The organism is Streptosporangium sp. CA-135522 (assembly GCF_050949235.1).
GTDB lineage: Bacteria > Actinomycetota > Actinomycetes > Streptosporangiales > Streptosporangiaceae > Streptosporangium.
Genome location: NZ_CP192026.1, coordinates 4069045 through 4089137 on the forward strand (window position 1 = coordinate 4069045; position 20093 = coordinate 4089137).

Here is a 20093-nt window from a genome sequence, read left to right on the forward strand (position 1 = left end):
CGTCCGGTTCGAGACGCCCGGAGACTCCTGTTTGATCCGTCCGTAAAGGGGAATGAAGCTTGGCTGAAATCAGGGGAGGCGAGAGCCGTGGTGGATCGCCTGTTCGTCGATCGCCGGGACGCCGGCCGGGTGCTGGCCGATCTTCTCGGACACCACCGGGGTCGGTCCGACACCGTCGTCCTGGGGCTGCCCCGTGGCGGTGTGCCGGTGGCGTACGAGATCGCCACGGCCCTCGACGCCCCGCTCGACGTCTTCCTCGTGCACAAGCTCGGCGTCCCGGGCCATGAGGAGCTGGCCATGGGGGCGATCGCCGACGGCGGCGTGATGGTGCTCAACGACGACGTCGTCTGGAGCCGCGGCCTGTCGCAGGAGACCATCGACGAGGTCGCGGCGCGGGAGCGGCACGCGCTGCTCCGGCGCGAGCGGCTCTACCGGGGAGTGCGCTCCATGCCGGAACTCACCGGCAAGGTCGTCATCGTGGCCGATGACGGGCTGGCGACGGGCGCCAGCATGCGGGCTGCGGTCCAGGCGCTGGACCGGCTGCGGCCGGCGCGGATCGTCGTCGCGGTTCCGGTCGCGCCCGAGTCCACCTGCTGCGAGCTGGAGGCCCTGGCCGACGAGGTGGTCTGCGCCAGCACGCCGCGGGTGTTCTTCGCGGTCGGGCAGTCCTACGTCGACTTCACCCAGACGGACGACGAAGAGGTGCGCGACCTTCTCCGCGCCGCGTCAAAGGCGTCAAAGGCGTCAGGGGGATCGGGGGCATCAGGGGCGTCGAGAGAGTCGAGGGCGAGGACACCCGGCCCGGACGGATGACGCCGGGCGTCTCAGGGAGCCGAGGGCTGCGGGATCGCGAGCGAGGCGTGGGCCGCGCCGATCGCGACGGGGTCGTCGATGAGCTGGTTGATCACGACGTGCGTCGCCCCCAGGGACGCGGCGCCGAAACCGAGGCCGGAGGCGACGAAGCGGCACCGTGCGGCGGGCCCGGCGACGGCCAGGCTCTCCAGTTGCGCCTGGGCGAAGGGAAGGAGCCAACGGGCCAGCGTGGCGAAGTAGCCGCCGACGACGATGACCCGGGGATTGAAGAGGTTGACCAGGATCGAGCCGCCGAGCCCGAGCCAGCGGCCCACCTCCGCCACCGCCGCGAGCATCAGCGGGTCCCCGGCGGCGAGCCCGCGGGCGATCTCCGCCACCCGCTCCTCGGGGTCGGGCACCGGAGTGTTGCTCAGCCCGTAGGCCTGGTCCGGCGTCGCCGTGCGTACCAGCGCGGCGAGACCGACCTTCGTCTCCCAGCAGCCGTCGCGCCCGCAACCACATCGATGGCCGCCCGGATCGACGGGCATGTGGCCGACCTCGCCGGAGAAGCCGTCCGCGCCGCGGAGCAGGCGTCCGCCGACGATGATGCCGCCGCCCACGCCGACCTCGCCGGTCAGATAGACCATGTCGGCCGTCCCGGCGGCGACGCCCGAGGTGTATTCGGCCAGCGCGGCCAGGTTGGCGTCGTTGTCCACGGTGACCGGCGCGTGCAGGTCGCCGAGCGCGACCGACAGCCGCGAGGCGAGCGCGACGTCACGCCAGCCCAGGTTGGGCGCGAGCGCGACCACACCGCGACCGACGTCCACCAGACCGGGAACGGCCACCCCGATGCCGGCCACCTTCATGCCGGAGGCGTCGCCGGATGGCCGGGATCCGGCCCGGGTGAGCTCGCCGACGGCCTGCCGGGCCACCCGGCCGAGCTCGCGCAGGGAGTGGTCCGGCCCGCTGCCCATCGCGTCGAAACCGACGCGGCGCTCCACCAGGACGCGCCCGCCGAGGTCGGTGCCGTGGACCGCGACGTAGTCGACGTTGATCTCCAGCCCCAGGACCCCGACGTGGGCCCCGTCGAGTGCCACCGCTCGCCGGGGGCGGCCGACCGTTCCCGCGTGCTCGATGCCGATCTCGCGGACCAGCCTCCGGTCGAGGAGCTCGGCCATCAGGTTGGAGACGGTGGCCCGGTGCAGGCCCGTCGACTCCGCGATGTCGGCACGCGAGCTGGAGCCGTGGTCGCGCAGGTGCCGCAGTACGAGTGAGAGGTTGGCCCGGCGCAGCGACGCGTGGCCGGTCGGCGGGGCTGTCGACTGGGCTGTCGGCTGGGCGGCCGGTTGGCCGGTCGGTTGGGCTGTCAGCTGGGCGGCGCCCTTTGTCAGGCGGGCGAAATGCTGCCCCTGCGTCATGCGGTCACCGGCCTTTATTTATCTTGAAGCGCAATTAATTGTTTTCTAACACCCGAGCGGGCGGGCCGTACAGGGCGCATCGGTAACGACTTCGCACCCGTCGGTCGGATCGGGATACGCGGCACGCCCATATGTTGCCGAAATGTTACGGGATGTGGAACGTTTCGAATCTTGCGTCATGGCCGGGATCGTCTTTCAATACGGCGAGATGAGCAAATTTCAATGCTGAGTATGTAAAAAATCGAATTGGTATTGAAATTCACTGAATGGAGGCCGTGGTGTGCAGCCGGCGCGACGGCGGGCGCGTACCGCCCGCCGGAAGGGCACGTCGGTGCGAGGAGTGATTCACCCATGCGGAACCGGCGAAGCCGGGCGGCCGCCGCCGCCCTGATCCTGACATTCGCCTTGACGGCCGGAGGAGCGTCTCCGGCCGTGTCGGCGGAAGCCGACCTCGCGCAGGAGCACGACGCGACGGACGTTCACCTGTTCGACTACCCCTGGTACGGCAGTCCGGCTGTGTCCGGCGGAGGAGATGCGGGCGTTGAAGCCGGTGGCGCCGGTGGTTGTGATGGTGGCGTAGCCGGTCCAGTCGCCGTTGTTGATGTATCCGGCGGTCTTGCCGCCGCTGGCGGGGGCGTGGTCGGCGATCTGCACGCCGGAGTTCGAGGTGTAGGACTCCGCCTCCACCGGCGTGCCGGTCGCGGTGACGAAGGTGAAGGCGTCCACGTCGAAGAGGTTGCCCGAACCGGTCGGGCCCTTGAACACCAGGAACAGCGCGGTCGTCCCGGCGGGCGCGCCGGAGATGTTCGCCGTCACGTCGGTGAAGGTCTCCCAGCCGCCGGTGACCGGCACGGCGGTCGTGCCGAGGAGGGCGCCGGTGGCCGAACCCGCGCGCACCTCGATGGTTCCGCCCGCTCCGGCCGAGGAGACCCGGAAGGAGATGGCCCTGACTCCGGACAGCACGTAGGGCTGGAAGGAGATCCAGTCTCCGTTGTCGATGAACCCGGCGGTCCTGGCGCCCTCCGCCGAGGCGTGGTCGGCCGGCTGGACGCCGGACTGCGCGCCGAAGTGCTCGGCCTGCCGGTGCCGGGGCTGCAGTGTGCGGACGCTGTGCGCGGTCAGGCCGCCGGCATCGGTGTACTCGGCGTCGAAGACGCCGTAGATGTTGGCGGCGGTGTCGTGCTCACCGTCGACCGGCACCGCGATGCTCCCCGAGCAGCCGTTCTTGGAGGTGATCGCGTGGCGGTGGCTGTCGTGGCCCAGCAGGTAGGTGACCTTCACCTTGGCGCAGTCGACGGCGCCGTCCTCCGGATCGCTCGCGTTGACCTGGAAGGGCACGGTGTCGCCGAAGGAGAACGGCTGGCCGTCGGCCGGAAGCGTGAGCGACACCGACGGCGCGCTGTTGCCGACGGTCACCACGACGCTGGCGGTCCCGGTCAGACCGGTCGGGTCGGTGACCGTCAGGGTCGGCGTGTAGGTGCCGTTGACGGTGTAGGTGTGCGACGGGTCGGCCTGGGTGGACCTCCCGCCGTCACCGAACCTCCACGAGTAGGTGAGCGCGCCGCCCTCGGGGTCGGAGCTGCCGGCGGAGGAGAAGGCGACGGCCAGCGGATTGGGGCCGGAAGTCTTGTTCGCGGCGACCTTGGCCACGGGGTTGCGGTTGCCGGCGCCGATGTACTCGATCCGGTAGAGCGCCTGGTTGTCGCCGCCGGTGCCGTAGTCCAGCACGTACAGCGCGCCGTTCGGGCCGAACGCCATGTCCATGACCTGGGTGCCCGTCCACGGGAACGCCGCGATCTCACCGGGGGAACCGTCGGCCTTGACCTCGATGGCCTTGATCCAGCGCCTGCCGTACTCGCCGGCGAAGTAGCGGCCGTTCAGCGAGGCGGGGAACTTGACGCCGGAGTCGAGTGTGGCGTCATAGCGGTAGACCGGCCCGCCCATCGGCGACTCCGAGCCGCCGCCGAACTCCGGAGGCGAACCCGCGTCGCCGTACTTGATCCAGCTCGGCTTGGCCGGGGGGAGCTTGGCCAGGCCGGTGTTGCGGAAGGAGCCGTTGGCCGGACCGCCGGCGCAGTCGTACTTGGCGCCGGACGGCCCGTCGGGGAAGGTGAACGCGTTGTAGGTCTCGGCCGGGGTGTTGGTGCCCGTGCAGTACGGCCGGCCGTAGTTGCCCGGCCCGGTGATCCGGGTGAACTCCACCTGGCCCCCGGGGCCGCGGTTGGGGTCGGCAGAGCCCGCGTCGGGGCCGTAGTCGCCCAGATAGACGATGCCGGTGGCCTTGTCGACCGACATCCGGAAGGGGTTGCGGAAGCCCATCGCGTAGATCTCCGGCCGGGTCTTCGCGGTGCCGGGTGCGAAGAGGTTGCCGGCGGGAATCGTGTAGGTGCCGTCGGGCCGGGGCTTGATCCGCAGAACTTTGCCGTGCAGGTCGTTGGTGTTGCCCGAGGAGCGCTGGGCGTCGAACTGCGGGTTGCGGTCGGTCCGCTGGTCCAGGGGCGAGTAGGAGCTGGACTCGAACGGGTTGGTGTCGTCACCGGTAGTGAGGTACAGGTTCCCGGCGGCGTCGAAGTCGATGTCACCGCCGACGTGACAGCACTGTCCCCGGTCGTTGGCGACTTCGAGGACGACCTTCTCGCTGGAGAGGTCGAGTGTGCCGTCGGTCTTCAGCACGAACCGCGACAGGTTGAGGGCCTTGCCAGGGGGCGAAGTCGGCCGCCGCCGGAGCCGCGCCGGGGTCATGGGAGCCGTGGTCGGCGCGCGCCGGGTGAGCGGCTCCGTGGGAGGCCGGGGCCGGATGGGCCGCGGAGATCGTCAGGCCGCCACCGGCGACCAGCAGCGCTGTGACGAGCAGCCGGGGCCGGGGCCGAGAACGTGGTGACATGTGGGTCCTTTCCTGACCTGGGGAGTTAAGTCAGGCAAGGCGCGCGCCGCCGCGCTGGTTGCCGTGGTGTTTCGGGAGCCTTTATTTGTCTTCAAGAGCAATTAATTGGGTTTGTAACACGCGGATGTCGTGCTGTGCACCCCCGCGGCGGATAACGAATGGATAACCAGGGGACTTGTTGCAGGTGAACGAAAAAATTAAGCAAGGTTACGGAAGTGTTACGCAAGACGAAGCGTTTCGACGCTTGTGTCCCCGTTCCGCGGGTGCTTTTAATTCGGCGAGTCATGCAAATTAATGAGGAGGGTGACGTGCGCCACGGTCAGGGTGGTGGTCGGAACGGCGATCCCAGAGGTTCCGGCAGGTCGGCGGGGGCCCCCGCCGACCAGGCCACGGTGCGCCGATCCAACCTCTCCCTCGTGCTGCGGCACGTGAGCGAGCACGGCTCACGGTCGCGGTCACTCGTCGCCGCGGAGACGGGCCTGAACAAGACCACGGTGACCAGCCTCGTCGGAGAGCTGGTGGCACGCGGGCTGATCAAGGAGATCGGGCCACAGCACGCGGGAGCCGTCGGACGTCCAGGCCTCGCCCTCGCCCTGGACGGATCCGGGGTGGGAGCGCTCGGCATCGAGGTCAACGTCGACTACATCGCGGCCTTCGCCACCGACGTGGCCAACCGGGTGCTCATCGACCGGCGCGTCGGCTTCGACGCGATGGGCAGCGGCCCCGACCGCTCGCTCGACGAGCTGGCCGGGACGATCAGGGAAGCGGTGTCGGATCTCGCCGCCTTCGGGGTCACTCTCGCCGGGATCACCGTGGCCGTGCCCGGTCTCATCGACACCTCCACCGGAACCGTCGAGGTCGCGCCCAACCTCGGCTGGTACGGCGTGCCGGTGGCGGAGCGGCTGTCCGCGCCGGACATCGCGCCCGACGTGCCGATCACCGTGGACAACGACGCCAACCTCGCCGCGCTGGCCGAGTTCACCACCGGGGTCGCGACGGGCACCCCCGATCTCGTCTACCTCACCGGCGAGGTGGGCGTCGGCGGCGGCGTCATCGCCGGCGGACGGCTGCTGGGCGGCGCGGACGGCTTCGCCGGCGAGGTCGGGCACGTGATGGTGGACCCCTCGGGAGAACGGTGCGGCTGCGGCCGGATCGGCTGCTGGGAGACGAAGGTCGGCCTGGCGGCGCTGGTGCGGATGGTCACCCCGGAACGCGCCTACGGCGTGGGCGACGGGGTGGTGCGCGACCCGGAGGAGCGCCTGGCCGAGATCGAGCTGAGGCAGGCCGCCGGCGACCGCCGGGTCGGCGAGGCCATCACCGAGGTCGGCCGCTGGCTGGGGCGCGGTTCCACCACGCTGGTCAACCTGTTCAACCCGCGAGTGATCGTCCTGGGCGGATACTTCGCCCGGCTCGCCCGGCAGATCATTCCCGTCGCCCAGGCGGAGCTGGCACGGCTGGGGGTCGCCGGCTCGGCCGCCCGCTGCAGCTTCGTCGCCTCCGATCTCGGCTTCGGGGCGGCCTCCCGCGGCGCGGCCGGCGTCGTCGTCGAACGCGTGCTCTCCGACCCCACCATCATCGGCATCCGCCGCATCACACCATCGAATCCGGAAGGGGACGCCGATCGAATGCCTCCGAACGTTCTCCCGCTGAACTGACGAAACCGCGAATCCCGGTCGGGGCCACCGGCCCCGGTCCCCACCTCCATACCCCCGTCACCCTCCATATCCCCGTCCGTCCGGCCGACCGGATTCGTGATGGCGTCGTCTCGCCGACCTCGACCCCGTCACGGTGGTGCCGCTCCGAGCCGACCGGGCGGACGGGCCCGACCTCCCCACCCCACTGGACAAGATCCAGGAGGATCTCATGCCAGAGTCACCCCCCGACCCCGTACCTCTCCTCACGATGCGGGGGATCGTCAAGCGGTTTCCCGGTGTGCGCGCCCTGGACGGCGTCGATCTCGATGTCCGTGCCGGGGAGGTGCACTGCCTGCTCGGCCAGAACGGCGCGGGCAAGTCGACGCTGATCAAGGTCCTCGCGGGTGCGCATCAGCCGGAGGAGGGCTCCATCACCCTGGCCGGTGAGCGGGTGCGGCCGAGCAGCCCGATCGCGGCGATCCGGGCCGGGATCTCCACCATCTACCAGGAGCTGGACCTGGTGGACGGGCTGAGCGTGGCGCAGAACATCTTTCTCGGTCATGAGCCGGCCCGGTTGGGGTTCGTCGGCCGGGGCGAGGTCAACCGGGCCGCCCGGCGACTGCTGGAACGGCTGGGGCACGGCGAGATCCGGCCGGGGGCGCAGGTGGGGCGGTTGTCGCCGGCGGCCAAGCAGGTGGTCAGCATGGCGCGGGCGCTGTCGCGCGACGCCCGGTTGATCGTCATGGACGAGCCGTCGGCGGCGTTGGCGCACGACGAGGTGGCCAACCTGTTCCGGATCATCCGGGAGCTGACCGCCCGCGGGGTGGCGGTGCTCTACATCTCGCATCGGCTGGCGGAGATCCGGCAGATCGGAGACCGGGTGACGGTGCTCAAGGACGGCCGCACGGTGGCGGCGGGGGTGCCGGTACGGCAGATGCCGACCGCGCAGATCGTGGCGTTGATGACCGGGCGGGCGGTGGAGCAGGTCTTTCCGGTACGGCCGGCGCGGCCGGTGGACGCGGGCCGGGCCGAGGTGTTGCGGGTGGAGGGATTGACGGTGGCGGGCCGGGTGGCCGGGGTGTCGTTCACGGTGCGGGCGGGGGAGATCGTGGGGCTGGCCGGGCTGGTCGGCTCGGGCCGCTCGGAGATCATCGAAGCCGTCTACGGCGCGCGCCGCTTTTCCGGCCGCGTCGTGCTGGACGGCGTCCCCGTCGGGCGGGGCGGACCGGCTCGCGCGGTGCGGCTGGGCATGGGGCTGGCGCCGGAGGAGCGTAAGGCTCAGGCGTTGCTGCTGGATCAGAGCGTGGCGCGCAACATCTCGCTCGGCGCTTTGGGAAGGTACGCGCGCTTCGGCTGGCTGGATCGACGCCGGGAGGCCGCTGAGGCACGCGCCATGGTGGAGCGGCTGGATATTCGGCCTCCCGATCCGCAGCGACCGGTCAAGACGCTGTCGGGAGGCAACCAGCAGAAGGCGGTGCTGGCGCGCTGGCTGGTCGACGGCCGCAGGTTGCTGTTGCTGGACGAGCCGACCCGGGGGGTGGACGTCGGGGCGCGGGCGGAGTTGTACGCGCTGATCCGGGGGCTGGCCGACGCGGGTGTCGGGGTGGTGCTGGTCTCCAGTGAGGTGCCGGAGGTGCTCGGGCTGGCCGACCGGGTGCTGGTGCTGCGCGAGGGCGTGATCATCCGCGAGGCCGACGCCGGCGAGCTGGACGAGCACACCGTGCTCGACATGATCATGGAAGGGAGTGCGTTGTGAGCGATTCGCGAAGCCAGGCGCCCGTAAGCCCGGTGGACGGCGAGCTCTCCGCCGGTGGGCGCGGCCGGGCCGGTACGCCGCGGCGCGAGGGCGCCGGCACCGGCCGGCTGGCCCGGTTGGGGGAGGTGCCGCATCTGGGGTTGGTGGCGGCACTGGTGTCGCTGGCGGTGGTGGGGCTGGTGACGGTGCCCGGCACCTTCGCCACCACCTCCAACCTGGTGAGCGTTCTGGCGCTGGCGGCGACCATCGGGGTGATCACGGTGGGCGCGACCTTCGTGATCATCGGTGGGGGGATCGACCTGTCGGTGGGCGCGGTGATGGCGCTGGCCTCGGTGTGGGCCACCACGGTGGCCACCCAGTCCTATGGGCCGCTGGTCATGATGGTCTGCGCGGTGCTGGTCGGGGCGGGCGCCGGTGCGGTGAGCGGGCTGTTGATCGCTTACGGGCGGATGGTGCCGTTCATCGCGACGTTGGCGATGCTGGTGGCCGCCCGCGGGCTGGCGCAGCGAATGTCGGATCGCCGGACGCAGCTGGTCGGGCCGGGCAACGAGTTGATCGTGGCGTTGTCGACCACCCGGGTGCTGGGGTTGCCGGTGCTGGTGTACGTGTTCGCGGTGGTGGTGGCGGCCGGGTGGGTGTTGCTGAACCGCACCACGTTCGGCCGGCGTACGTATGCGGTGGGCGGTAACGCCGAGGCGGCGCGGCTGGCCGGGATCGATGTGCGCCGGCACACGATGTGGCTGTATGTGCTGTCGGGGGTGTGCTGCGGGATCGCCGCTGTGTTGATCATGGCGCGGACCACCACGGGGTCTTCCACGCACGGGGATCTGTACGAGCTGGACGCGATCGCCGCGGTGATCATCGGGGGCACGCTGCTGACCGGGGGGCGAGGGTCGATCCTCGGGTCGATTCTCGGCCTGCTGATCTTCACGGTGATCACCAACCTGTTCATTCTCAACGGGCTCAACACCAGCGATCAGTTGATCGCCAAGGGCCTGATCATCATCGTGGCCGTGCTGCTGCAACGGCGCGGCCTGACCTCTCGCACCTGATCGTCACCCCCCATCTCGCAAGGAGAAGCGCATGTCTTCCAACCCGCTCGCCCGTCGGGGTTTTCTGGTCGGGGGCGCCGTGGTCGGGGCCGGTGCCCTGGTGACGGCCTGCACCGGCAACCAGCCGGCGGCCTCCACCGCCCCGGCCGCCGCTCCGGCCGGCGCCCCGGCCGGCGGCAACGACGCCCCCGCCGCCCCGGTCGTGATCGGTTTTTCCGCCCCCGCCGCCGATCACGGCTGGATCGCCGCGATCGCCAAGAACGCCGAGGCCACCGCCAAGCGGTATCCCGACGTGCAGTTCAAAGCGGTCGAGCCGACCAACGACATCAACGCGCAGATCTCAGCGGTGGAATCACTGATCGCGGCCAAGGTCGCCGCGCTGGTCATCTTGCCCAACGACGGCCGGCAGCTCAACCAGATCGCCCGCCAGGCCGGCGACGCCGGCATCGCGGTGATCAACCTCGACCGGGTCTTTCCCGACAAGCTGTCGTATCGCACCTGGATCGGCGGCGACAACTACGGCATGGGCGTGGCCGCGGGCATCTATATCGGCAAGAAACTCAAAGCCACCGGGGTGAGCGACCCGGTGATCGTGGAGATCCAGGGCATCGCCACGCTGCCGCTGACCCAAGAGCGCAGCAAGGGTTTCGCCGATGCGTTGCAGGCCTACGGCTTCACCGTGCGCGCCCGCCAGGACGCGCAGTTCACCGTGGAGTCGGGCACCAAGGTGACCAGCAACCTGCTGCAGGCGCACAAAAAGATCGACGCGATCTGGAACCACGACGACGACCAGGGCATCGGCGTGCTGGCCGCGATCAAGGAGGCCGGGCGTGACGAGTTCTTCATGGTCGGCGGCGCCGGCTCGGCCAACGCGATGCGCGAGATCCAAACCGGCGGCGGGGTGTTGGAGGCCACGGTCACCTACAGCCCCACGATGGCCTCGTCGGCGGTCAAACTGGCCCGGCTGATCGCCCAGGGCAAGGGGATGAGCGACCTGGTGGAGACCCAGGTGCCGCAATCGATCACGCTGGCCTCCGAGACCGTCACCAAGGACAACGTGGCCGCCTACCTGCCGCTGGGATTCGAATCCTGATGAGCCGGGCAGGCCGGCCGATCCCGGCCGATCGTGACGACCAGCCGATCACGACGGGCCGGGAGGACGGATCGAACCCGACAGGCCGGGAGGCTGAACCGATCGTGATGGCTCGAAAGGACATCCCGACGCTGGGAGTCGGCATGGTGGGATACGCGTTCATGGGGCGGGCCCACTCCCAGGCCTGGCGCAGCGTCGCGGCCTTCTTCGACCTGCCGGTCCGGCCGGTCATGGCCGCCGTCTGCGGCCGCTCCGCGCAGGCCACCGCCCGTGCGGCCGAGCAGTTGGGCTGGGCGGCGGTCGAGACCGACTGGCGGGCGCTGATCGCCCGCGACGATGTCGACGTGGTCGACATCTGCACACCCGGCGACTGGCACGCGCCGATCGCGATCGCCGCGTTGGCGGCAGGCAAGCACGTCATCTGCGAAAAGCCGCTGGCCAACAGCGTGGCCGAGGCCGAGGCGATGGTCCACGCCGCCCGAGCCGCGGCCGAGCACGGGGTGTATGCGATGGTCGGGTTCAACTATCGCCGGGTGCCGGCGATCGCGTTGGCGCGCCGCTGGGTGGCCGAGGGCCGGTTGGGCCGGTTGTATCACGTGCGTGTGCAGTATCTGCAGGACTGGATCGCCGATCCGGCCTTCCCGCTGGTGTGGCGGCTACAGCGTGAGCACGCCGGCTCCGGCGCGCTGGGTGACATCGGCGCGCACGCCGTCGACACCGCCCAGTTCGTCACCGGTGCGCAGCTGACCGGGGTGAGCGCGCTGACCGAGACCTTCATCACCCGGCGCCCGCTGGCCGCCACCTCCACCGGTCTCACCGCCGCCACCGCCCCCGGCATCGACCCCGCCACGACCACCGATCCGTCCACCGGCTCCACCGAGGGCCCGGCCGCCGACGCGGGCACGGCTTCGGGCGGGGGGCCGGACAGGGGAGCGGTGACGGTGGACGACGCCGCGTTGTTCCTCGGCCGTTTCAGCGACGGCGCGCTGGCCTCGTTCGAGGCGACCCGCTTTGCCACCGGCCGCAAGAACGCGCTGCGCATCGAGATCAACGGCTCGGCCGGCAGCGTGGCCTTCGACTTCGAGTCGATGAACGAGCTGTGGTTTCACGATCACACCCTGCCCGCCGCCGAGGCGGGCTTTCGCAAGGTCATCGTGACCGAGGCCGCCCACCCCTACGCCGGGGCATGGTGGCCGCCCGGGCACGGACTCGGCTACGAGCACACCTTCACGCACGAGATCAAGGACTTCGTCGAAGCGCTCTGCACTCCCACCGCGCCCTCTCCGTCGTTCGAGGACGGGCTGTGGGTGCAACGGGTGCTGGCCGCGGTCGAGGCCAGCGCCGCCGATCACAGCCGCTGGACCCCTGTGGAGGAATCATGACACGACCCGTCACCCTGTTCACCGGTCAGTGGGCCGATCTTCCGTTCGAGGAGGTGTGCCGGCTGGCCGCCGAATGGGGCTACGACGGCCTGGAGATCGCCTGCTGGGGCGACCACTTCGACGTCGAGCAAGCCCTCACCGACGACACCTACATCCCCCGCAAACGCGACATCCTGGCCAAGTACCACCTCGAGGTGTGGGCCATCTCCGCCCACCTGGTCGGCCAGGCCGTCTGCGACCACCCCATCGACGCCCGCCACCAGGCCATCCTGCCCGCCCGCCTCTGGGCACAGGGCGAACCCGAACAGGTCCGCCGCCGGGCCGCCGAAGAGATCAAGAACACCGCCCGCGCCGCCGCCCGGCTCGGCGTCGCCACCGTGGTCGGCTTCACCGGCTCGGCCATCTGGCACACCGTGGCGATGTTCCCGCCGGTGCCCGCCGCGATGATCGAGGCCGGCTACGCCGACTTCGCCGCCCGGTGGAACCCCATCCTGGACGTCTTCGACGAGGTCGGGGTCCGCTTCGCGCACGAGGTGCACCCCGGTGAGATCGCCTACGACTACCACAGCACGGTGCGCGCCCTGCAGGCCATCGGCCACCGCCCGGCCTTCGGCCTGAACTGGGACCCCTCCCACATGATCTGGCAGGACCTGGACCCGGTCGGCTTCATCACCGACTTCGCCGAGCGGATCTACCACGTCGACTGCAAGGACGTGCGGGTGCGGACCGGCGACGGCCGGCGGGGCCGGCTGGCCTCGCACCTGCCCTGGGCCGATCTGCGCCGCGGCTGGGACTTCGTGTCCACCGGCCGGGGGGACGTGCCGTGGGAGGACTGTTTCCGGGCGTTGAACGCCATCGGCTACGCCGGGCCGATCTCCATCGAGTGGGAGGACGCCGGGATGGACCGTCTGGCCGGCGCCGCCGAGGCCCTGGGCGTGATCCGCGGGTTCAACGCGATCACCCCGCCGGCGACCTCCTTCGACGCCGCCTTCTCCACCGACTGATCCCGTCCCGCAGATCCCCGGGCGGCGGCCGGACGCGTGTGCCGCCGTCCTTCACCCCCAGGTAACCGACTTCGGCAGGAGGCCCGGATGCGTACAGGAGTGTGGCTGGTAGGAGCGCGGGGATCGGTCGCCGTCACCAGCGTGATCGGGGCGCTCGCGTTGCGCGCGGGCCTCGCCGATCCGACCGGTTGCGTCACCGAGCTGCCCGAACTGCGCAATCCCGGGATACCGGGCCTCGGGGATCTCACCTTCGGCGGGCACGACATCTCCTCGACGCCCCTGGGCAAGCAGGCCGACACGCTGGCCGCCGCCGGTGTCGTGCCCGCATGGCTGGTCAGGGCGCTGCACGACGACCTCGCGGCGGTCGAGCGGGAGCTGCGGCCGGTGCCCGAGGCGGGCGACCAGGCGGAGACGGCCGAGTTGATCGGCGCTGACCTGGCCGGCTTCCGGAGCCGGCACGACCTGGACCGGGTCGTCGTGATCAACGTGTCGACCACCGAGCCGGCACCCGGGCCGCATCCCGCGCACGCCGACCTGGAGGCGCTGGAGGCGGAGCTGCCCCGCTCGCGGTCGCTGCTGCCCGCGAGCGCGCTGTCCGCCTACGCGGCCTTCAACGCCGGCTGCCCGTATGTGGATTTCACCCCCTCGACCGGCGCCCGGCTGCCCGCCCTGGACCAGTTGGCCAGGCGCCGGGGCCTGCCGTACGGCGGGCACGACGGCAAGACCGGCGAGACGCTGGTCAAGTCGGTGCTCGCGCCGATGTTCGCCCTGCGTAACCTGCGGGTGCGGACGTGGTCCGGGATCAACCTGCTGGGCGGCGGCGACGGCGCCAACCTCGCCGAGCCGGCTCCCAACGCGGCGAAGACCGCCAGCAAGCAGCGGGTACTGGCCGAGACACTCGGCTACACCCCCCAGGGCACCACGCGCATCGACTACCTGGAGGACATCGGCGACTTCAAGACCGCCTGGGACCTGGTGACCTTCGAGGGCTTCCTCGGCGTGCCGATGCGCATGGAGTTCACCTGGCACGGCTGCGACTCCGCGCTCGCCGCACCCCTGGTGCTGGACCTGGCGCGGCTCACGGCGGCGGCTCACCGGGCGGGGCGGAGCGGCCCGCTCACCGAGCTCGCCTTCTTCTTCAAGGATCCGCTCGGTCCGGGGCCGCACGCCCTGGCCGAGCAGTGGCGGGTATTGCGCGACTTCGTCGCCGGGCTCGACACGCGGGACGTGCTCTGATGGCGGCGCTGCGCGACCTTCTGGAACTGGTGCGCGCGCCCGCCGCGCTGTCCGTGCCGGGCGACGTCGTGGCCGGCGGAGCCGCCGCCGGTGTGCTCGGCGGCCGGACGCCGGCACTGGCCTGCGCCTCGATCTGCCTGTACTGGGCGGGAATGGCGGCCAACGACTGGGCCGACCGCCACCTGGACGCGGTGGAACGCCCGGAGCGGCCGATACCGTCCGGCCGTGTCTCGCCGGAGCTGGCACTGGCGACGGCCGCCGGACTCACCGGCGCGGGCCTCGCGGCGGCCGGCCTCGCCGCCGGACGCCGCGGGCTCGCCGTCGCCGTACCGCTCGCCCTCGCGGTGTGGACCTACGACCTGCTGGCGAAGGACACTCCGGCGGGTCCCACGGTGATGGCCGCCTGTCGAGCCCTGGACGTGCTGCTCGGCGCGAGTGCCGGCGCGGCGCCCTTCCCCCGCCCCTTCATCGGCGCGGTGCCCTCCGCCCTCACGGTCGCGGCCCATACCTACATGATCACTTCGCTGTCGCGCCATGAGGTGTCCGGCGCCGAGTGTCTCGTCCCGGCCGCGACCCTGGCGGGTACGGCGGCGCTGGCCGTCCGGGTCGTCACCACGGCCCCCGGCCGGGGTGCCGGTCGAGGAGCGGTCGTCCGGGCGGCGCTCGCCTCCTGGTATCTCGCCCGGTTCGGCGCGGCCCAGGCCCGTGCCGTCGCCGAGCCCTCCGCGCCCCGGATCCGCGACGCGGTGGGCACCGGCATCACCGCGCTGCCCGCGCTGCAGGGCGCGCTCACGGTGCACGCCGGGGCCGTTCCCACCGGACTGGCCGTGGCGCTGGCCGCGCCGCTCGGCCGGCGGCTCGCCAGGAAGGTCTCCCCGACATGAGCGCCGGGCTCAGATTCGGTTACGGCACCAACGGGTTCGCCGACCACCGCCTGGCCGACGCCTGCGAGGTCATCGCCGACCTCGGCTACAGCGGCGTGGCCCTGACGCTCGACCACCACCACCTCGACCCCTACGCCGGCGACCTGGCCCGGCGGGTGACGGAGCTGGCCGACCGGCTGCGCGATCTCGGCCTCGCCGTGGTGATCGAGACCGGCGCGCGCTACCTGCTGGATCCCTGGCGCAAGCACGTCCCCACCCTGCTGCACGACGAGCGGCGGACGCGGCTGGACTTCCTGCGCGGGGCGGTCGCGATAGGCGCCGACCTGGGTGCCGAGGCGGTGTCCTTCTGGGCGGGCGTGCGTCCGGACGGGATGGACGAGCGTGTCGCCTGGGAACGCCTCGTGGACGGCTGCGCCCGGCTCGTCGAGGCCGCGGAGGCCGCGGGCCCGCCTCTCGGGTTCGAACCCGAGCCGGGGATGCTCGTCGAGACGATCGCCGGATGGCGGCGGCTGCGCGAAGCACTCGGCGCGCCGGCCGTCTTCGGCCTCACCCTCGACATCGGCCACTGCCGCTGCGTCGAGCCGGAGCCGGTGGCCGCCTGCGTGACGGCCGTGGCGGAACACCTGGTCAACGTGCAGATCGACGACATGCGCCGGGGCGTGCACGAGCACCTCGAATTCGGGGACGGGGAGATCGACTTCCCGCCGGTGCTGCGGGCGCTCGGCGACGCCGGATATCGCGGGCTGGTCGCGGTCGAGCTTCCCCGCCACTCGCACGCCGCGCCCGTCGTCGCCGCCCGCTCGCTCGACTTCCTGCGGACGGCCGAGAAGAGAGCCGCCGAGGGGAGAGCCGTCGAGAAGAGGGCCGCCCAGGGGAAGGCAGCCGAGGAGAAGCCCGCAGGGAGGAGAGAACCGTGACGGAACCGCAGCGCCTGCGGGCCGCACTGCGGGCCGCACTGTGGGCCGCGCTGCCGGTCGTACCGGGCCGGCAGTGGCTGGACGGCGCGCTGGCGCGTCTCGCGGAACGGCCCGAGACGATCGCGCGGTCCTTCGCCGCCGCCGGGCGCAACACCGGGCGGACGCCGCTGCCGGACGCTCCGGGCTGGACGGCGGACGAGGCCGCCAGGGCACTGCTGCTGGCCGCACTGCCGCAGGACCGCGTCACCCAGGAGGTCGCCGTCCTCTACCGCTACGGCGACGCCCGGGAGAAGCGCGCGGTGCTCAAGGCCCTGCCGATGCTGGAAGCCGGCCCGGCGGCCGTTCCGCTGCTCCACGACGCGATCCGCACCAACGACGCGCGCCTGGTGGCCGCGGCGCTCGGCCCCTGCGCCCGTGATCTCGACCAGGCGGCGTGGCGGCAGGCGGTGCTCAAGTGCGTGTTCATGGACGTGCCGCTGGCGGTGGTGGACGGTCTGGAGGAGCGGGCCGACGCCGAGCTGGCGGCGATGCTGGCCGGCCTGGCCGAGGAGCGCGCCGCGGCCGGCCGCTCGATCCCCGCCGACGCGACCACCCTGCTCAGCCGGTTGACAGCCGAGAAAGAGGCCTGATGCGCATCTTCGACCCCCACATCCACATGACCTCGCGCACCACCGACGACTACACGAGGATGGCGGCCGCCGGGGTCCGCGCCGTCGTCGAACCGGCCTTCTGGCTGGGCCAGCCCCGCACCAACCCGGGCTCCTTCACGGACTACTTCGACTCGCTGATCGGCTGGGAACCGTACCGGGCCGGCAAGTTCGGCATCCGTCACCACGCCGCGATCGCGCTCAACCCCAAGGAGGCGGGCGATCCGCGCTGCCGGCCGGTGCTCGGCCTGCTGCCGCGCTACCTCGACAAGGACGGCGTCGTCGCGGTCGGCGAGATCGGCTACGACTCGATGACCGCGGAGGAGGACGAGGCGTTCGCCGCGCAGCTCGCGCTGGCCGTCGAGCACGGCCTGCCCGCGCTGGTGCACACCCCGCACCGGGACAAGGTCCGCGGCACCCGGCGCAGCCTCGACGTCGTCGCGGAGTCCGGCATCCCACCCGGACGCGTCCTCATCGACCACCTCAACGAGGTCACCGTGGACCTCGTGCACGACTCCGGCTGCTGGATGGGATTCTCCATCTATCCCGGCACGAAGATGTCGCCGTCCCGCATGGTGGAGATCGTGCGGGTCCACGGGCCGGAGCGGATCCTGATCAACTCGGCCGCCGACTGGGGCGTCTCCGACCCGCTGCTGACCCTGGAGACCGGCCGGGCGATGCTCGCCGCAGGCCACACCGAGGACGACGTCGACCGGGTGCTGTGGCGCAACCCGGTGGAGTTCTACGGCCAGTCCGGGCGGCTCGACCTGTCCGACGCCGGCGACGGCGAACCCACCTTCGAGGGCAGCTCGATCCTGCGGGGAGGCAACTGATGCGCCTGCGGCATCCGGGAGGACGCCTCCTCCATCTGAGCTACTGCACGAACGTGCACCCGGCCGAGGACCTCGAGGGCATCGTCGGCCAGCTCGACGAGTACGCGCTGCCGATCCGCGAGCGCCTCGGCAGCGAGGTGCTCGGGCTCGGGCTCTGGCTGGCCGCGCCGGTCGCCGAGGCGGTCGCCGTCGACGGCGGAGCCCGCAGACGGCTCCGCCGTGAGCTGGACGCGCGCGGCCTGGAGGTGGTCACGCTCAACGGCTTCCCCTACCGCTCGTTCCAGGATCCGGTGGTCAAACAGGCGGTCTACCACCCCGACTGGACCACCTCCGAACGCCTGCGCTACACCCTCGACCTGGCGCGCGTTCTGGCCGACCTGCTCCCGGACGACGCGGCGCGGGGATCGATCTCCACGCTGCCGCTGGCCTGGCGGCATCCCTGGGACCGCGCCCGCGCCGACGCGGCCGCGCACATGCTGGACGAGCTGGCCGCGGGGCTCGCCGACATCGAGCACCGGACCGGCCGGGTGATCAGGGTGGCGTTCGAGCCGGAACCCGGTTGCGTGGTCGAGACCACCGACCAGGCCGTCGCCGTACTCTCCGGCGCCGACACCGACCGGCTCGGCGTCTGCCTGGACCTCGCGCACCTGGCGTGCGCGTGGGAGCGGCCCGCCGACGCGCTGCGCGCGCTGCGCGCGGCCGATGTGCCCGTGGTGAAGGTCCAGCTGTCCAACGCGCTGGAGACCGACGACCCCGAAGCCCTGCGGGAGTACGCCGAGCCGCGCTTCCTGCACCAGATCCGCAATCCCGCGAGGGGGGCCGCCGACGACCTCGACGAGGCCTTCGAGGCGGGGCTGCCCGGTCCGTGGCGGGTCCACTACCACGTGCCCCTGCACTCCTCCCCGGCCGCGCCGCTGGCCACGACCGCGCCGCTGCTGCGCGACGCGCTCGGGGAGCTGGTCGGCGCCGCCGACGCGGCGTGCGACCACTTCGACGTGGAGACCTACACCTGGGGGGTGCTGCCCGCCGCGCAGCGCCCGCGGACCGCCGGCCAGCTCGCCGACGGCATCGCCGCCGAGCTGGCCTTCGCCCGTGCCGAGCTGCACCGCCTGGGGATGGAGCCGCACGGCCTGGGGATGAGCGCATGACGTCACTTCTGGTCCTCGACGTGGTAGGGCTGACCCCGCGGACGCTGGAGCACATGCCCCGGCTGAGCGCCGTCGCCGAGAACGGGTTCCGGGCCTCGCTCGGTACGGTGCTGCCCGCCGTCACCTGCTCCGTCCAGTCGACCTTCCTGACCGGGGAGCTCCCGTCGGGGCACGGCGTCGTGGGCAACGGCTGGTACTTCCGCGAGCTGGGGGAGGTGCTGCTGTGGCGGCAGCACAACGCGCTGGTCGCCGGGGAGAAGCTCTGGGAGGCCGTCCGGCGTGCCCGCCCCGGCTACACGGTGGCCAACGTGTGCTGGTGGTACGCCATGGGCGCCGACGTCGACTGGACCGTCACACCCCGGCCGATCTACCACGCCGACGGTCGCAAGAGCCCCGACTGCTACACCGACCCGCCGGAGCTGCACGACGCGCTCACCGCCCGGCTGGGGGACTTCCCGCTCTTCAGCTACTGGGGAGCGGGAGCGGGGATCACCTCGTCGGAGTGGATCTGCCGGGCCACCGAGCAGATCATGAAGGCGTACGACCCCGACCTCACCCTCGCCTACGTGCCGCACCTCGACTACGACCTGCAGCGGTACGGTCCCTCCGATCCGCGCGCCGCGGCCGCGGCCGCCGACCTGGACCGGGTGCTGGCGCCGTTGCTCGAGGCGGCCGCGGCCCGGGGCGGCACGGTCGTGGTGCTGTCGGAGTACGGCATCACGGAGGTCTCCCGGCCGGTCGACGTCAACCGGCTGCTGCGCGCGGAGGGGTTGCTGCGGGTGCACACCCAGGCCGCGATGGAGTATCTCGACCCGTGGACGTCGCGGGCGTTCGCCGTCGCCGACCACCAGGTGGCCCACGTCTACGTGCGCGACCCGGCCGACGTGCCCGCCGTGGCCGGGCTCTGCGCCGCCCTGCCCGGCGTGGCCGAGGTGCTCGACGGCGAGGGCAAGGCCCGGCACGGGCTGGACCACCCGCGCGCCGGAGAGCTCGTCCTGGTCGCCGAGCCCGACTCCTGGTTCACCTACTACTACTGGCTCGACGACGCCCGGGCGCCGGACTTCGCCCGGCTGGTCGACATCCACCGCAAGCCCGGCTACGACCCGGCGGAGCTGTTCTTCGACCCCGCGGGGCCGGGCGCGGCCAAGCGGCGGGCCGCGGTGGCGCTGCTGCGCAAGAAGCTCGGCATGCGCTACATGATGAGCGTGGTCGGGCTCGACGCGGGGGCCCGGGCCGTACGGGGATCCCACGGGCGGCTTCCCGGTGATCCGCGCGACGCTCCGGTCCTGCTGTGCTCCGATCCCGGTCCGGCCAGGGAGCACTTCGCCGCCACCGAGGTCAAGGATCTGCTGCTCGGCCTGGCCGGTGTGGACGGGTAGCGGCGGGCGCTTCGCGTGCGGCCGTCCGCGCCGG

The 20093-nt window shown here is 71.9% G+C and carries 16 protein-coding genes; 14 read left to right on the forward strand and 2 right to left on the reverse strand.

Annotated elements, in window-relative coordinates; all coding sequences use genetic code 11:
- Nucleotides 1-87 precede the first annotated feature (87 nt).
- Nucleotides 88-813, forward strand: a complete 726-nt coding sequence (locus tag ACQPYK_RS18870; protein ID WP_433256904.1) for a phosphoribosyltransferase — start codon at nt 88-90, stop codon at nt 811-813.
- An 11-nt stretch (nt 814-824) separates the two neighbouring features.
- Here ACQPYK_RS18870 and ACQPYK_RS18875 read toward each other — a convergent pair whose 3' ends face one another.
- A complete protein-coding gene (locus ACQPYK_RS18875) occupies nt 825-2210 on the reverse strand; it encodes an ROK family protein (RefSeq protein WP_433256906.1) in 1386 nt (461 codons plus the stop codon).
- A 345-nt stretch (nt 2211-2555) separates the two neighbouring features.
- Nucleotides 2556-4952 carry a carbohydrate-binding protein gene (locus ACQPYK_RS18880; protein WP_433256908.1) on the reverse strand — a complete coding sequence of 799 codons (2397 nt, stop codon included), beginning with the start codon at nt 4950-4952 and terminating at the stop codon, nt 2556-2558.
- A 450-nt stretch (nt 4953-5402) separates the two neighbouring features.
- Here ACQPYK_RS18880 and ACQPYK_RS18885 point away from each other — a divergent pair, with 450 nt between their 5' ends.
- The 13 genes from ACQPYK_RS18885 (at nt 5403) to ACQPYK_RS18945 (ending at nt 20059) form a co-directional block, all read left to right on the forward strand.
- On the forward strand, nt 5403-6749 hold the full coding sequence (locus ACQPYK_RS18885) for an ROK family protein (protein ID WP_433256910.1): 1347 nt from the start codon (nt 5403-5405) through the stop codon (nt 6747-6749).
- Between the two features lie 208 nt (nt 6750-6957).
- A complete protein-coding gene (locus ACQPYK_RS18890; RefSeq protein ID WP_433256911.1) occupies nt 6958-8484 on the forward strand; it encodes a sugar ABC transporter ATP-binding protein in 1527 nt (508 codons plus the stop codon).
- Entirely contained in the window at nt 8481-9536 is a 1056-nt protein-coding gene (locus ACQPYK_RS18895; RefSeq protein WP_433256913.1) for an ABC transporter permease, read from the forward strand. The genes ACQPYK_RS18890 and ACQPYK_RS18895 overlap by 4 nt, the downstream gene beginning before the upstream one ends.
- A gap of 31 nt (nt 9537-9567) precedes the next feature.
- Nucleotides 9568-10629, forward strand: a complete 1062-nt coding sequence (locus tag ACQPYK_RS18900; RefSeq protein WP_433256915.1) for an ABC transporter substrate-binding protein — start codon at nt 9568-9570, stop codon at nt 10627-10629.
- Nucleotides 10630-10736: 107 nt separating this feature from the next.
- On the forward strand, nt 10737-12011 hold the full coding sequence (locus ACQPYK_RS18905) for a Gfo/Idh/MocA family protein (protein ID WP_433258836.1): 1275 nt from the start codon (nt 10737-10739) through the stop codon (nt 12009-12011).
- The gene (locus tag ACQPYK_RS18910; protein ID WP_433256917.1) at nt 12008-13015 is read left to right on the forward strand and encodes a sugar phosphate isomerase/epimerase family protein; all 1008 of its coding nucleotides are present in this window, start codon (nt 12008-12010) and stop codon (nt 13013-13015) included. Before ACQPYK_RS18905 ends, ACQPYK_RS18910 begins: the two co-directional genes overlap by 4 nt.
- An 87-nt stretch (nt 13016-13102) precedes the next feature.
- Nucleotides 13103-14251, forward strand: a complete 1149-nt coding sequence (locus tag ACQPYK_RS18915) for an inositol-3-phosphate synthase (protein ID WP_433256919.1) — start codon at nt 13103-13105, stop codon at nt 14249-14251.
- Nucleotides 14251-15135: an SCO3242 family prenyltransferase gene (locus ACQPYK_RS18920; RefSeq protein WP_433256920.1), complete on the forward strand. Its 885-nt coding sequence runs from the start codon at nt 14251-14253 to the stop codon at nt 15133-15135. The genes ACQPYK_RS18915 and ACQPYK_RS18920 overlap by 1 nt, the downstream gene beginning before the upstream one ends.
- The gene (locus ACQPYK_RS18925) at nt 15132-16052 is read left to right on the forward strand and encodes a sugar phosphate isomerase/epimerase family protein (RefSeq protein WP_433256921.1); all 921 of its coding nucleotides are present in this window, start codon (nt 15132-15134) and stop codon (nt 16050-16052) included. Before ACQPYK_RS18920 ends, ACQPYK_RS18925 begins: the two co-directional genes overlap by 4 nt.
- Nucleotides 16049-16681, forward strand: coding sequence for an EboA domain-containing protein (locus ACQPYK_RS18930; protein WP_433256922.1), 633 nt, complete (start codon nt 16049-16051; stop codon nt 16679-16681). The genes ACQPYK_RS18925 and ACQPYK_RS18930 overlap by 4 nt, the downstream gene beginning before the upstream one ends.
- Nucleotides 16681-17532 (forward strand): TatD family hydrolase, encoded by an 852-nt coding sequence (locus tag ACQPYK_RS18935; RefSeq protein ID WP_433256923.1) that lies wholly within the window; start codon nt 16681-16683, stop codon nt 17530-17532. Before ACQPYK_RS18930 ends, ACQPYK_RS18935 begins: the two co-directional genes overlap by 1 nt.
- Nucleotides 17532-18680 carry a metabolite traffic protein EboE gene (gene eboE / locus ACQPYK_RS18940; protein ID WP_433256925.1) on the forward strand — a complete coding sequence of 383 codons (1149 nt, stop codon included), beginning with the start codon at nt 17532-17534 and terminating at the stop codon, nt 18678-18680. Before ACQPYK_RS18935 ends, eboE begins: the two co-directional genes overlap by 1 nt.
- A complete protein-coding gene (locus tag ACQPYK_RS18945; protein WP_433256927.1) occupies nt 18677-20059 on the forward strand; it encodes an alkaline phosphatase family protein in 1383 nt (460 codons plus the stop codon). Before eboE ends, ACQPYK_RS18945 begins: the two co-directional genes overlap by 4 nt.
- The last annotated feature ends 34 nt before the right edge of the window (nt 20060-20093 follow it).